Source organism: Dysgonomonas sp. Shenzhen-Wh21 (assembly GCF_043392705.1).
Lineage (GTDB): Bacteria > Bacteroidota > Bacteroidia > Bacteroidales > Dysgonomonadaceae > Dysgonomonas.
The window spans coordinates 1-14,739 of sequence record NZ_JAIXHZ010000082.1 but is presented as its reverse complement, the minus strand read 5'-3'; the positions used below and the strand labels follow the sequence as shown (position 1 = coordinate 14,739).

Below are 14,739 nucleotides of genomic sequence, written 5' to 3'. Positions count from 1 at the left end.
TGTCACTTTCCCCTATCTTCTTTCAGACCTAAAAGCCTTTATATAAGATAATTTGGAAAAATTTAAATACAAAAGAGACTGCCTGAGAGATGATGAAAAACTCTACTCAGGCAGTCTCTTATTTTATCCTGCTAAAAAGCCTATTTCAGTTCTTTAATCCTTATATTTCTAAACTTAACCGGCGAACCATGCCCCAAGAAGCCTATATGCCCCTTCGGATTGAACAAACCGGGATGCTGATGCCCGTCTGCTGTTCCGTTCTTGGTTGCTTCTTTGATATCTCCATCGAGAATAACCTCTCCGTTGAGCGTTACCTTTATATGATTACCATTTGCGATTATCTCCTCTTCGTTCCATTCGCCCATCGGTTTGAACTTAGCACGTTTTGCCCCTATTATGCCATACACCGAACCATGTACTTGCAATGGTGTGATATCTTTATAAACAGGATTATCATGATCTAAGATCTGGATTTCCATACCATCATACGCAGCATCCACACCCATCGGTGTACGGATACCTACCCCGTTGTTAGCCGCAGGAGTAAGCTGAAACTCGAAACGGTATATAAAGTTTGCAAACTCATCTTTTGTATAAAGATTTCCGCCATGACCACCTTTCGGGTCGAGGGCTATACAGCCGTCCTGCAATTGGTAATCGGTTGTATTTCCTGTCCATTGGTGCATATTTGTACCATCAAACAAAATCTTGAATCCTTCCTTTTTCTCGTCTGCCGATAGCTCAAAAGGTTTAGCCCTCTCCAATTCTTTAACATATATATTACGATAATATACTTTACTACCATGAGCTTGCAGTTCTATCTGCTCGATAGGCGAAATCGGCTGGCTGCGATCCCAGTAGTTTTCAAGAATCACATTATCTACTACCAATACTCCATTCAATTTTACAGTAACACGGTCTCCTACCATTTTAATGTAAAACGTGTTCCATTCACCTAACTTGTTATCGGCCAAAGTCAATGGGTTTCTCGGATTTTTCTCGTTGTTATACAACCCTCCCGATCCTACTTGAGCTCCTACATTTACACGTGATACATCCCATATCTGCACTTGAGGAACTCCCCGCAAATAAATTCCGGCGTCTGCCTCAGGCCCCGCAGGATCGAGATTCCAATCAACATACATTTCAAAGTCGCCATACTGCTTCACAGTGCAAAGGTTATCTCCTCCTTTTCCGTCGAAGACAAGGATTCCATTTTCAGCTTTCCAATGTTCTGCAGCTACCTTATCGGCTGCTTGTTGCTTTTTATCCAGCACAGCCGGTTTCATTTTTGCACGGGCTATCGGATTTTCTACGATGCCTTTCCATCCATCTAAGTCTTTCCCGTTGAAAATAGAAACAAAGCCTTCTTCTTTCGGCATTTCATTCAGATGTTTGCGGATAGCCTGTTTCTGGTAATCAGCGTCAGCATTGCTCAATACATCTATTACCTTATTCAACAGTTCCTCTACCACCTTACCTGTATAATTTTTATTGCCTAAAGCTATTTTAGCCACAGCATCTGCTGCAGCCTGTTGCAAAGGCTTACTGTCCAAATATTGTCCGGCACGCAGCAAAGCCAGATAAGAACCTGTATTACCCAACTGAGACAAAATACTATTCTTTTGCCCATCAGTGCGTGCTATTTCCAAAGCATCGGTAAGAAGCAAACGCCTGTTTTCTCCTGTAAGCTTAGGATTAGCGACTAATTGGATATATCGGTTAATTGCCCTGTCGAAATACAGGATATCCGCTCTGTTTTTGCAAATAGCAAGCAACTCAGCCGCAGCACCAGTATCTTTCGAATCTGATAATGCCTGAAAAGCGGCATCCTTTGCCACTCCACTTTCTTTGTTGAAACGATCGACAATAAAGCTCAATGCTTTTTCATCGCCCGTCTTTGATAGCACAGGATAATATAAATACTGTTTATCGTTACCCACCTGCCCCATACGAGCCATGATGACATCATATTGTTTCTCCTTTGAATATGACTGGAGAGCACTTGCAATCGCCTGCTGAACATAAGGAACATTTTCTGAAGAAGCAGACTCAAGAAGAGCATATAATTGGTTTAGGTTTTCAGCCGAAACCACATCTTTGAGAGCTGTATATGCAGCAGTCTGTACATCCGGCGATGTCGAATTGATTTGTTCGAGCACTGTAGCTATATTAGCCGAAGATTTGCGCTCAGCCAACAATTGCAATCCGGCTACTTTTCCGGCTGCGTTTGCTCCTGCTATTACAGGAACAACGGCAGAAGCAATATCTCCATTTGTAACAGACAATGCGTCTTTGGCTATTGCTACCGTTTTAGGATCAGCATCGTTCAATAAATAAGCAAGAGCTGCTATCGCCTTCGGATCTGCGGTCTTAGCCAGTATATTTGCTGCCGATTTTTTCATATCAGCGCTACCTGCCGTCAAAAATCCAATTGCAGGTTCTATGATCAAGGGCTTTATTTCGTTTCGCTTATTTTGCGATTCAGATTCCTCCCCGAGCCAGTTGAGAATATCCAACTGTGCATCAGGTTTTGCCTTTTTCAATAATTTAATCAACTCCGCATACATTTTGCTATCTGCGTAGTCAGAAGCGTATGTCAACGCAGCATATCTGTAATTACTATTGTCGTCTTTCAGTGCATTTTGCAGTTGCTGCAAGGCATTTGCAGGCTTCGCCTCCATCAGTATTTGCAAAGCTGCTGCACGGGTTTGTAGCTGCCCTGCTTTTTCTGCTTTTTTCATCAGATCTGAGGCTGCTTTTTCGGCCTCTTTTTTATCTCCCTGAGTCAGTACACGTTTGATGAGGGCAATATAGGCTTCGTTAGCACCACTTTTCCCCATCGTATAATTATCTTTTTCGGCTGCTAGGGCTAAATCCGGCAAAGAAGCCTTTGATCCAAGCTGGCTTAATGCATATAATACAGTTTTCTTTTTGTCAGTATCGTTAGTATCCAACAATCGTCTGAGTGAATTTTCGGCATCGGTTACTTTCAGTTTAGCTAATGCCAAAATAATACTTTCCGAAGACTTATCGTCGACAGAAGCACTTAAAGCATTCAACAATACTTTTTGCGACAACGGCGTGTTAATCTCTGATAGGGCTGCGGCGGCAGGGCCACAGAGAGAATCGTCATTGAGGTATGTAGCCAGTTTAGCAACAGCCTCATCCTTACCTATCAGCTCTAGTTGGCGGATAATAAAAGCTTTGATCTCACGATCACTTACCATATCAAGGGCTTTGATATAAGCGCCGGACACCACTTGTCTTTTATCTCCCATCCCTTCGGCAGAAACATAGTGAGAAAGTCCGCTTAATGCAAATTCTACTTGCGAATTAGCTCCTTTACCTAAAGGATTCATCATCTTCACCAACAGCAAAACACCTTCTTCTCCTGTAGAGGCCAAATCTTTTATCTGGGCATAATATTGTTCAGTTTGCTGAGCGGGCATTTGTGCCAAAACATCAGCAACAATGGTTTTAGCGGTTCTGTTTGTCGAATATTGAGCAAATATCATCACTGAACAAAACAGAAATACGCCTAATAATGAGTATATTTTTTTCATGATTATATTGTTATCTTGTTTGTTTTTGATAGTACAGGTTAAATATTCCAAGGGGCACGCATTGGTTGGTCAAGCAAACGGTTAGCCGCATCATCATTCACAAACTCAAGTTTTACAGGATCAAAATGCAGCGTACGGTTTAGCCTCAACGCCACAATTCCCATATTTACTATTGTAGACGAGCGGAAGCCATTCTGCTCGTTAAGGGCAAACTGTTTACGCGTTTTCACACTTTCGATGAAATCTGTAACCTGTTCTTCGGGCTCCGGATAGGCAGCTAGTTTCTTTTCCCAATAAGGTATATCACAAACAAAATTTTTATAAACATTACCGTTTGGCCCTGATATATACGGCGTGTTAGGATCTCCATAATCATCACCCCACAGTACGATCTGGCAACCATCATCGTAAGTGTACGTAATAGAGCGCCACGTACCTATTGCATCGGGATGTTGTTGTGGCGCATCCACTTCCACTTTTACCGGGCTGGTATGATCTTTGCCAAGGAAGTATTGTACAGGATCGATATAATGCTGTCCCATATCTCCCAAACCGCCTCCGTCGTAATCCCAATACCCTCGGAACGTTTGGTGCACACGATGGCTATTATAAGGCTTGTACGGTGCCGGGCCAAGCCACATATCATAATCAAGCTCGGCAGGAATAGCCTCCGGCTGAAGGTTTTCTTTTCCTACCCAGTAGAATTTCCAATCGAAGCCTGTATGCCTACTGATCGTAACCTTTAATGGCCAACCCAGCATACCGCTCTGCACCAACTTCTTTAGCGGGCGAACCGGTGTTTCCAATCCATAAAAATTATCAGTGAAACGAAACCATGTATTCAAACGAAACTTCGATCCATATTGCTTAACGGCCTCCATCACACGCTTTCCTTCTCCTATGGTACGGGTCATGGGTTTCTCGCACCAAATATCTTTTCCGGCCTTGGCCGCCTCCACAGACATTATACCATGCCAATGGGGAGGTGTTGCTATATGAACAATGTCAACATTTTTGTCTAATATCAAATCGCGGAAATCGTGATATGCTGCAATATTATCAGTTACAAGGTGTTTTCCCAACTCCAGATGTTTCTTATCCACATCACATACAGCAACTAACCTTGTGCCTGCATAATTCACATGACCACGCCCCATACTGCCTGTTCCTATAATTCCCTTAGTCAACTGATCGCTGGGAGCAATGTAGCCTCTACCCATCACATGACGAGGAATAATAGTAAGAGCTGCTGCGCTTCCTAAAATTTTAAAAAAGTCTCTCCTATTTGTTTTCATGATATAAAATAAATTGATAATATTTCGATTTTAAGAATACCAGGGCTAAATATCATTATGTCATATTCACCCGATGACAGGCACAAAAAAACAGATGGAATTCACCACATGTATTACAAAGATAACGAAGTATAGCAAAAATAATAATTAAAATCAGAATTATATAGGCAAAATTCACAACCGAAAATTTGTGCAAAAGAATAGTATATTTTCTTCATTTGCCAGTTCTCTATAACGACATCCTAAAGACTAAAACAGGATGCTATAATTAACGCTATGATGCATCCTTTCTAAAATAAAAATCCCTATAAACTTTCTGTCCATAGGGATTCAATAAATCTCCAATATCTACTACACAGCAACGTCTGCCCAAGAAGAACGGAAGCTTTTCCGATATTGAGCCGGAGTAATCTCCATAAAGCTTATAAACTGACGGCGAAGATTTTCACCTGTCTTTAGCCCGCAGTTATCGGCTATTTCGTCAAGAGATAATTGTGTTTCGATAAGATGTTGGCTGGCATTTTCTACACGCAGTTTATTGATAAACTTAGCTGGGGTTACACGCAATTCGCGTACAAAGACACGAGCAAAATTACGAGGGCTCATTGCCGCATATTCTGCCATTTTCTCTACCGTAATGTCTTCTCTCAGGTGTTCAAGTATCCACTCACAAACCCTTCGGATAGTTGGGTTTCCGATCATTTTAGAATCTAAGTATGAGCTGAACTGTGCCTGATTGCCGGGGCGTTTCAGATACAAGACCAACCAGCGGGCGATATGCAGAGCAAACGACTGTCCCAGATCTTCTTCGATGAGAGCCAAAGCTAAATCCATACCGGAGGTAATACCTGCCGCTGTATAAATATTTCCATCCTTAATAAAAATACGTGCTATCTGCACATTTACTAAAGGATACATCTGTTCCAACGCTTCATTTCTCGACCAATGGGCAGTCGCTTTTTTTCCATCCAGCAATCCTGCTTCGGCCAGAATAAAAGCACCCGAACAGACCGAACACATCCGGCGAGTCGTTTTCGCCTGATCTTTGATCCATTCTATCATCTCAGCCTTCAGGTTATCTTTAAGATGGCGAGCCAGTCCTGTTACAATCAGCGTGTCAATCGGATAATCTATTTCGGTATAGCATCCTTCACTTAATATCGATAAACCCGAAGATGTATCTATCTGTCTCTCCTTACCCATAGCTATGACATGCGTCTGATACGTGAAATCAATATTCTTATCTACCAGATCAAACTGTTCGATTGCTTTGGTAAATACCTCCAATGGGCCCACCATAGTCAGCAGGGTGGAATTGGGAGGAACCAGAAACACAATATGCCTTATTTTTAACTGTTTACTCATCTGTTTTTATATTTTAGAATCTAAAAATAAGTATTATTTAGTAAAATCAATCCGACTTGGCAGGATTTGTATATTTTTTGTCATTTCAGACAAAGATATTATAATGTATCTTTGTAGTACTAAAAAGAACAAGATATTTTATCATTTAAAAACCAATTCATTATGAAAGCAATTAAAGTAGGTATTAATGGTTTTGGACGTATCGGACGTTTGGTGTTTAGAGCTGCTCAAAGCAGAAGTGATATACAAATAGTTGGTATCAACGATTTGATGGATGTTGAATATATAGCTTATATGCTCAAATATGATAGCATTCACGGACAATTTGATGGATCTATTGAGACAAAAGAGGGCAAACTTGTTGTCAATGGAAATACAATCCGCATCTCAGCAGAGAAAGATCCTGCCAACCTGAAATGGAATGAGGTTGAAGCCGAATATATAGTAGAATCTACAGGGTTATTTCTTACTAAGGAGAAAGCGCAAGCACATATTGCAGCAGGTGCAAAATATGTAATTATGTCGGGCCCATCCAAAGATGATACTCCAATGTTTGTTCCGGGAGTAAATGACGACAAGTATGTGAAAGATACTCAGTTTATATCCAACGCATCGTGTACTACGAACTGTCTGGCATTGGTAGCCAAAGTACTGAACGACAAATTCGGCATAGAAGAAGCGTTGATGAGTACTATACACTCAACCACTGCAACTCAAAAAACAGTAGACGGACCATCGTTGAAAGACTGGAGAGGAGGACGTGCAGCTTCGGGTAATATCATCCCATCGACTACAGGAGCCGCAAAAGCAGTAGGTAAAGTGATCCCTGAACTCAACGGAAAATTAACCGGTATGTCTTTCCGCGTACCAACCCTTGATGTGTCTGTTGTGGATCTGACTGCACGTTTGTCTAAGCCGACTTCTTACGAAGAAATTTGTAAAGCAATGAAAGAGGCTTCGGAAGGATCATTAAAGGGTTATTTGGCATATACAGCCGACGAAGTTGTATCGTCTGATATGATAGGTAATCCGAACACTGCTATTTTTGACGAAAAAGCGGGGATTATGCTTAGTCCTACATTTGTAAAAGTAGTAGCGTGGTATGACAACGAATGGGGATTCTCTTGCAAAGTATTGGATTCTATCGCTGCAATGAAAAAAGTAAACGGATAAGAGCAAATACAGTTAACAGATTAATAAGAGGCTATTCCTTCCAGGGAATAGCCTCTTTTGATTAGACTGATACCAATACAATCTTACTTACCTGATAGTTTTTTACCTTTTTCTACATAGCTCATATCACCAAAAGACTCCAAAGAGAATTTTCCATCTTTATAAATCAATTTACATACAGCAGCATTACCCATATGACTAGCTTCCGGCTTCTTTCCAAAACTGTCTAAGTCGGATAAAAATATACCGATAGACATACCATGTCCAACAACCAGAATATTTCCACCGCCATTCTTCGCTTCTTTTTCAGCAATCTCTCTTAAAGCTTTTTGTCCCCTGACTTTTACTTCGTCGTAACTTTCTCCGATTCCCAAAGTTTCCAATGCCTTGAAAGAATCCACCATATCTTTTAATAGTGCGGAATTTTCCTGCATCGCAGCCATCATATCTTTATACGACTTATAATGCAAATATAAAGCTGCATCGTTCCACATCTTAAGGTTAAACTCACCTTCATAGCTGCCAAAGTTTGTTTCACGAATTTGAGGCACTTCTACGATAGCCATATCTTTTTGTCCCTTTGCATCCAAAACAATACGTGCTGTTTGGCGTGCACGCCCCAAGTCACTCGAATAAGCAGCTTTGAAAGGAATGTCTTTCAACCCCACACCCAAAAACTCTGCTACTTCCACTCCCGGAGGAGTTAATGGAGCATCGGCCCATCCCTGTACCCGATCCATTGTATTTAAAATTGTTTTCCCATGACGTGCGATATAAATAACCACAGCATCATTTTTTGTTTGTTTCTTTTGTGCAAAAACGCTTGGGACAGAAATCAATAAAATTGTAATCAGAAGTATTTGTATTTTTTTCATAATCTTATACTTTTATTATTTATTTCAATATGGTTAGTGGCGTTATTTTTAATACTGGCTTTCTTAAACCAATTCTTATATAACTACTTAAACCTTAAAGCAACCGTCTTCCTATACTCCTTATTCTTTAAAGATTAATAATACAGGATAGTGATCAGAGTAATGATCTGTAAAGTTATCCTTCATTATTTCGCATTTTACTATGCTATTCTTCAGATTAGAGCTTACGTATAAATAATCGTATCGTAGAGGAAATTTAGATTGGTCATAAAACAATTTAGTAGGAGCTGATGCGACGAATTGAGGATAAGATACCTTAAGTGCATCGACAAAGCCAAAGTCTAAAATTTTCTGTTGAATAGAATAATCCAATTCATCATTTTTCCCTAAGTTTTTGTTGTGAGGCCTTTTCTTTCTGTCTTCATGTATAAAGTCACGCAGTTTATTATCAGCATACGCATTCTTATCGAGTGGTGAAACAGAATTCAGATCACCTATTAAGAACCACTTCCAATCACTTGGCTTCGACTTTATTGTAGCCAATATCTGATCTATTTCATATCCTCGCTTTTCTGACGAAAATGGATGAAAATGTGTAACTACAAAGTGAAGCCCTTCTATTTCAGCAATAAGGAAACCATGAGAAGCATTTTCTACTACACGAACAGCATTCACTATTGGATATTTTGACGTAATGGCAACAGGGAAACTGATAGATCCATCTGCAGCCGGTTCTCTTACTATAAAAACATACGGGTGTCCATAACTTTCTGCAAATTTTTGAAGATTATTAGGATTGGCACCTTTTGGTGCAAACTCAGGATTCTGCTGCGTAAAACCATTCATTTCTTGCAATGCGACAATATCAGTATCTTGTGCTCTGATCCATTCTGCAAATTTGGATTTATTTTCAGTCGAATCTTTTTGCATCCCCCAGTATACATTGTAACTGATCAGTTTCCATTCTTTCTTTTGGGCATGCACCTGAAAAGAGAATATACCGCATAAGAATAATATAAATAGTGATTTTAAATATTTTCCTTTCATATTTTTTTGTTTTTAGCTTGAATTAGCTATTTAAATTTAAAATCTAATTCTTGTTTTAAACTCTATAGTAAATGGGCGAATATATGTTCCTACAAGAGGTTTGTCATATAATAATTTTGCCCCTTCAGCAGTTGTAGTATTTGTTCCGGAAATAGAACCTTGAGCACCACTTTGTCGCAATACATTTACGGCATTGATACTAAAATCCACATTCTTATCATATTTGTAGTTGAATCCGGCAAATGTTTCCCAACGCCCGGCAAAGATCAACGTATTAGGATAGTTTGCATACTCTTTACTGAAATAGCGTGCACTAGCCCATAGCCTATACTTTCCTCCTGCGCCCCATGTATAGCTTGGGTCTATTTCTATCAATGTTTTTGACACACTACGAGCAACATTTCCACTATTGTCTACAGTCTCACTATATGTAGATGTATGTCCGGTCTGACTTTCGGCTTCGTAGTTGATAGTCATTGCATAATTCTCATATTTAGGATTTTGCAGTGTAAGCAATAAGTGTAAATTAAATCCTTTGAATGGAGTAAATAATACATCTGTAGTCCAACCCACTGTACTTACATCATAGCTACTGGTTTGTTTGGTTGTAGCAGAGAAGGTCTCACCTGGGAATTTACTATCAGTCCATGTTGCATTGAATGTAGAATTATTTTTGAAATTTGTACGTTTAATTTTAGTTACTTTAGACACCAAGCTGATCATTGAATGATTAAAGTAAACACCGGCAGAAAATCCCGGGATTTCACACTTTTCGATAGATGGGTCATCGGCTCCTGCATATGCACTAAGCTTTCCGGCCTGCTGGATATAATATACATCAGCCAAAAAGCCTAAGTTTCGGAATGCTTTATATGTAGCACTTGCTGTAGCTGAAATATTATACCAGTCTTTTTTGACATCAGTGGTTTTACCTGATAACCAATTTGTTCCTGAGGCTTTTCTATCTTCGGCTGTATACCAATCTCCATCAATACGTTGCCATTCTAGACGGGTTCCCATATCTAATATGAATTTATCGGATGGATTCCATTTTTCTGTTCCAACTAGTGCCATTTTATTATCTATGCCATTGTAATATTGCATAGCACGATTATGTGAGCTATTACCATAAGCATCTCCTTGGCTTACCCATCCATATCCGCCAGAAGAAAGAGCACCCCATTTCTGTTGAATAAGTTTTCTCGGATTAGGTGTCACCTCAAACAAATAGTTATATGTAGAAGTTACTGCTTTATCTACGTTATAGTACCAGTTATGAAATCCAACCATCCAATGATGTTGTTTCGACTTTTTACTTAACTCTAGGCGAGCCATCACCGTATTTTTTACAGATCGAGGTGAATAAATCATTAACCCTTTCTGCACAAGACCATTATAAATAGAGCTGGGGTCTTCTGAGTAAACATAACGAGAATCTCCTTCTTTAGGGGAAACTCCAGGTCTGATACCTTGAGTCATACTAGTAAGATAAGGATTATACATACCGGAATTAGCATAGTGATAACGGAGAGTATAATCTAGTTTCATCCCATTATTAAAATTGTGGTCTCCCATGAGATCAAAAACATGAGATGTGGAAGCTGCATCACTCATTGCATCCCATACTACTTCTTTACCCGTAAGTGGATCAATAGCATTGATAATGCCGGATTGTTCAAGGTACGAGTCGCGTCCGATTCTAAATCCCGGCAATTTGTCTACTGTACCATCCTGACGGTAGATATAAGGACTTTGTTTAGCTGAAATAGACTGACTATAAGCATATTTATACTGCAGCCCAATCTGCCCGTTGGTATATCTTTTGTTAATAACTCCTTTGTATATTTGCGTTTTATCAAGGAATTGTGAAATATTAGAACTAAATGTACCCGGATCCATATTAACAAAAGCCGTTAATGAATAATAGAATCCATTTTTTACTGGTCCACTTATACTTACATCTCCACGTAACAGTCCGTAAGAGTTTGTAGTAAATGATGCAGTCCCTTTGAATTTATCTGTTCCTCGATTTGTCAATGTACTAACAGACACCCCAACATCACTTGCTAAAAGAGCCGTTTCTGATACGTTCAATACACTAAATTTAGCAATCCCCAGATCGTTACGCCATACTGCTGTGGGAGTTTGTCCCATAAAATCATATACTACCGGTAAGCCGTTTTCTAAGATAACCGTTCCTCCCACACTAGCAGGCAAACCAATATTTACAGCACGGGGTCCATTATCAGCAGAAGCATTTAACATCATGTTCGATGTTTTTCCGGCAGTTGTAGTTGTTGTAGGTTTTACTGTATCAGTCTTTGCTATAGCTACTCTTTGAGCCTTTATTCCTGTAGTACCAGAAATCGCCATTAAAGCAATTAAACCGAATTGTCTTAAAAACTTGTTTTTCATATTTTTTTAAATTGAAGAAATTAATGATTTGAATACAAATAGGTTTTTATTTAGTTATCTATGAGTAATTTAGCCCTTAACACAAACTCAATTTCTATTATTCTCCTCTACTCCTATCCTCTGCTGTTAAATACTGAGCTAACTTTACATATCCTCATGAAAATATCGCAAGGAATATATCGGGTTTTATATATAGCTTAAGGTTTATACTAGGAAACGATGTTCAAAGCCGAGGTTGCGAAAGAGGTTATGTAGTGTATAATGCTTCACATTTTTTAAAGAGAAATTTTGTATTTTCTGTAATCTTGTCTGATGCAAATATATTTTAATATTTTTAAGGAACATAATATTATGCGTAATAAAGACACATATATGTTTTAAAACATAATTGTGTACATAAGACGCAAAATCTAATCATGAGAATCTTATTTAGAATTAATGGAATATTCTCAAAAAAATACAGTTTCGCATATTTATTCTTTTATTCGAGAAAAGTAAAAAAACATTAAAAAGATAGAATTAAACACATTTAATCCATACCCCTACAATCCTATAACTAAGTGCAGAAGCCATTTTTTTCTTATAGAAACGCCTCATATTGATTATCTATAAGAGTAATAGTTAAAATCGATAAAACTTATCTTGTTCTCATTTGTTTATAGGGTGATGTGTAATATACACATTGCAAAACGAACTTTTTTTGACAACTAACAATCAATAGATAGACTATGGAATTTGATATCGCAATTATCGGTGGAGGTCCGGCAGGGTATAATGCAGCCGAAATAGCTGCATCGAACGGATTAAAAACTGTCCTTTTTGAAAAGAAATACATCGGAGGTGTATGTCTCAATGAAGGATGTATCCCCACAAAAACACTTTTATATTCAGCCAAAACACTGGATAGCATAAAAAATGCAAGCAAATACGGAATTACATTAGACAACGCCCCTTCTTTCGATGTATCAAAAATAATTGACAGAAAGGATAAAGTCGTAAAAAAATTAACGGCGGGAGTCAGCTTTAAATTATCATCATACGGTGTTACTGTAGTTAAAGATACAGCAACCATCACCGGGGAGAAGGATAATAAGATCAACATTTCGAGTGGTAAGGAAACCTATTCAGTAAAATATTTGCTATTATGCACAGGCTCCGAAACTGTTATACCTCCGATAAAGGGGTTGTCTGAAGTAAATTACTGGACATCGAAAGAAGCCTTAGAGTTTGGAGACTTACCAAAATCACTTGCAATCATTGGTGGTGGTGTTATTGGTATCGAATTCGCTTCTTTCTTTAATAGCATGGGCGTAGAAGTCAATGTTATAGAAATGATGCCTGAAATACTCGGAGTAATGGACAAAGAAACATCAGCCATGCTTCGCAGCGATTATGCAAAGAGAGGAATTAAATTCCATCTGAATACAAAAGTTACAGAGGTTACAAAGAAAGGTGTAGTTGTAGAGAAAAATGGAAAGACTCAAACAATTGAATCTGAAAAGATACTGGTAAGTGTGGGACGTAGAGCTATTACCACAGGATTCGGACTGGAGTCTTTAAACGTGGAGCTTCTCAAAAACGGTGTAAAAGTTAATGAGTATATGCAAACCAGCCATCCTCGTATATATGCCGCAGGAGATATTACCGGCTTTTCGTTACTGGCTCATACCGCTATCAGAGAAGGAGAAGTAGCTATCAGCCATATTCTTGGCGAAGATGACAAAATGAGTTATAAGGCTATCCCTAGTGTCGTTTATACAAACCCGGAGATTGCAGGAGTAGGAAAGACTGAAGAAGAGTTGACAGCAAAGGGAGAACCTTTTCGTGTGCTCAAATTACCGATGGCGTATTCCGGGCGATTTATTGCAGAAAATGAAACAGGAAGCGGACTCTGTAAAATAATAGTAGACGATAGCGATCGCATTATAGGATGCCACATGCTTGGTAATCCGGTATCAGAATTAATACTGCTGGCAGGGATTGCGATAGAAAACGGTAACACTGTAGAAGAGTTCCGTAAACATGTATATCCGCATCCAACTGTAGGCGAAATTATACACGAGACTTTATTCTCTTAACAAAATGCTTTGTATTAACAATACATATACCGACGCTTGGTTCAACATGGCCAGTGAAGAATATCTTCTGAAAAATTTCTCAGAAGAATTTTTCATGTTATACCAGAATGAACCGTCAGTGGTTATAGGCAAGTACCAAAATGTATTGGCCGAGGTTAATCTCGACTTTATACAAAGGAATAATATCAAAGTAGCACGACGCTCATCGGGAGGAGGAACTGTATTTCATGATCTAGGTAATTTGAACCTGACCTTTATAGAAAACAATAAAGGCATAGGCTTTCACCGGTTCACAGAAAGAATAGTTATGCTTCTATCCACTCTGGGCATCCATGCTGAGGTAGACACACGCTTGGCAATAAACATTGATGGACTCAAAATATCGGGCAGTGCGCAATGTGTACACAAAGACAGGGCTATGTTTCATGCGACATTACTTTTTTCATCCGACCTCAACAGACTCACTACTACGCTTGAAAGTGATCCGAAGCAACTGGAAAATAAAGTCGATAAGCGGATTTATGTCAAGTCGGTAAAAAGTCCCGTTACGAACATCCTTAACCATATAGATAAGCCATTAAATATAAATCGTTTCAAAGATTATATCATGGCTTATTTCATGAATGAGAAAAAGGGAAATTCTATTTATCAATTCACGAGTGAAGATGTTTTAAATATAAAGAAACTGGTGAATGAGAAGTATGGAACAGATGAATGGAATTATGAAGGAAAGAAACCTAGAGTATCGGAGCAAGCACTTCAATCTATAATTTAAAAGAAATTACTATAAAATATAATACAATATAAACCATGGCAAAATTTGAAATTAAAATGCCCAAATTGGGCGAAAGTATAACCGAAGGGACTATCATTTCGTGGTCGATCAAAGTTGGGGATACAATTAACGAAGATGACATTTTGTTTG

10 protein-coding genes are annotated in these 14,739 nt (G+C 38.8%); 4 read left to right on the top strand and 6 right to left on the bottom strand.

Features of this window, described 5'->3' with window-relative positions; genetic code table 11:
- Window positions 1-140 precede the first annotated feature (140 nt).
- From LDB17_RS05725 to LDB17_RS05715, 3 genes are all read right to left on the bottom strand, one after another.
- Complete coding sequence (locus LDB17_RS05725; protein ID WP_252637554.1) at window positions 141-3,566, bottom strand: DUF1080 domain-containing protein; 3,426 nt, start codon at window positions 3,564-3,566, stop codon at window positions 141-143.
- 38 nt (window positions 3,567-3,604) lie between these two features.
- A complete protein-coding gene (locus LDB17_RS05720; RefSeq protein ID WP_252637552.1) occupies window positions 3,605-4,861 on the bottom strand; it encodes a Gfo/Idh/MocA family oxidoreductase in 1,257 nt (418 codons plus the stop codon).
- Between the two features lie 351 nt (window positions 4,862-5,212).
- On the bottom strand, window positions 5,213-6,226 hold the full coding sequence (locus tag LDB17_RS05715) for a GlxA family transcriptional regulator (protein ID WP_252637550.1): 1,014 nt from the start codon (window positions 6,224-6,226) through the stop codon (window positions 5,213-5,215).
- 162 nt (window positions 6,227-6,388) lie between these two features.
- Here LDB17_RS05715 and gap point away from each other — a divergent pair, with 162 nt between their 5' ends.
- Window positions 6,389-7,399 carry a type I glyceraldehyde-3-phosphate dehydrogenase gene (gene gap / locus LDB17_RS05710; RefSeq protein ID WP_252637549.1) on the top strand — a complete coding sequence of 337 codons (1,011 nt, stop codon included), beginning with the start codon at window positions 6,389-6,391 and terminating at the stop codon, window positions 7,397-7,399.
- 83 nt (window positions 7,400-7,482) lie between these two features.
- On the opposite strand, the gene LDB17_RS05705 is transcribed toward gap, so the two are convergent.
- From LDB17_RS05705 to LDB17_RS05695, 3 genes are all read right to left on the bottom strand, one after another.
- Window positions 7,483-8,274, bottom strand: coding sequence for a histidine phosphatase family protein (locus LDB17_RS05705; protein WP_252637547.1), 792 nt, complete (start codon window positions 8,272-8,274; stop codon window positions 7,483-7,485).
- Between the two features lie 120 nt (window positions 8,275-8,394).
- Window positions 8,395-9,321 carry an endonuclease/exonuclease/phosphatase family protein gene (locus LDB17_RS05700; RefSeq protein ID WP_252637545.1) on the bottom strand — a complete coding sequence of 309 codons (927 nt, stop codon included), beginning with the start codon at window positions 9,319-9,321 and terminating at the stop codon, window positions 8,395-8,397.
- 36 nt (window positions 9,322-9,357) lie between these two features.
- On the bottom strand, window positions 9,358-11,736 hold the full coding sequence (locus tag LDB17_RS05695; protein WP_252637544.1) for a hypothetical protein: 2,379 nt from the start codon (window positions 11,734-11,736) through the stop codon (window positions 9,358-9,360).
- Window positions 11,737-12,464: 728 nt separating this feature from the next.
- On the opposite strand from LDB17_RS05695, the gene lpdA reads away from it, so the two are divergent.
- The 3 genes from lpdA to LDB17_RS05680 all read left to right on the top strand — a co-directional run.
- Entirely contained in the window at window positions 12,465-13,814 is a 1,350-nt protein-coding gene (gene lpdA, locus LDB17_RS05690) for a dihydrolipoyl dehydrogenase (RefSeq protein ID WP_252637543.1), read from the top strand.
- Between the two features lie 4 nt (window positions 13,815-13,818).
- The gene (locus tag LDB17_RS05685; protein ID WP_252637542.1) at window positions 13,819-14,589 is read left to right on the top strand and encodes a lipoate--protein ligase family protein; all 771 of its coding nucleotides are present in this window, start codon (window positions 13,819-13,821) and stop codon (window positions 14,587-14,589) included.
- 35 nt (window positions 14,590-14,624) lie between these two features.
- The coding region (locus LDB17_RS05680) for a biotin/lipoyl-containing protein (RefSeq protein ID WP_393924925.1) at window positions 14,625-14,739 on the top strand (115 nt) is incomplete at its 3' end.

Excerpts from the sequence above, each read along its gene's own strand:
- LDB17_RS05705 (WP_252637547.1), bottom strand. The coding sequence starts at position 8,274 with ATGAAAAAAATACAAATACTTCTGATTACAATTTTATTGATTTCTGTC.
- LDB17_RS05720 (WP_252637552.1), bottom strand. The coding sequence starts at position 4,861 with ATGAAAACAAATAGGAGAGACTTTTTTAAAATTTTAGGAAGCGCAGCA.
- lpdA (WP_252637543.1), top strand. The coding sequence starts at position 12,465 with ATGGAATTTGATATCGCAATTATCGGTGGAGGTCCGGCAGGGTATAAT.
- LDB17_RS05695 (WP_252637544.1), bottom strand. The coding sequence starts at position 11,736 with ATGAAAAACAAGTTTTTAAGACAATTCGGTTTAATTGCTTTAATGGCG.
- LDB17_RS05715 (WP_252637550.1), bottom strand. The coding sequence starts at position 6,226 with ATGAGTAAACAGTTAAAAATAAGGCATATTGTGTTTCTGGTTCCTCCC.
- LDB17_RS05725 (WP_252637554.1), bottom strand. The coding sequence starts at position 3,566 with ATGAAAAAAATATACTCATTATTAGGCGTATTTCTGTTTTGTTCAGTG.
- gap (WP_252637549.1), top strand. The coding sequence starts at position 6,389 with ATGAAAGCAATTAAAGTAGGTATTAATGGTTTTGGACGTATCGGACGT.
- LDB17_RS05700 (WP_252637545.1), bottom strand. The coding sequence starts at position 9,321 with ATGAAAGGAAAATATTTAAAATCACTATTTATATTATTCTTATGCGGT.
- LDB17_RS05685 (WP_252637542.1), top strand. The coding sequence starts at position 13,819 with ATGCTTTGTATTAACAATACATATACCGACGCTTGGTTCAACATGGCC.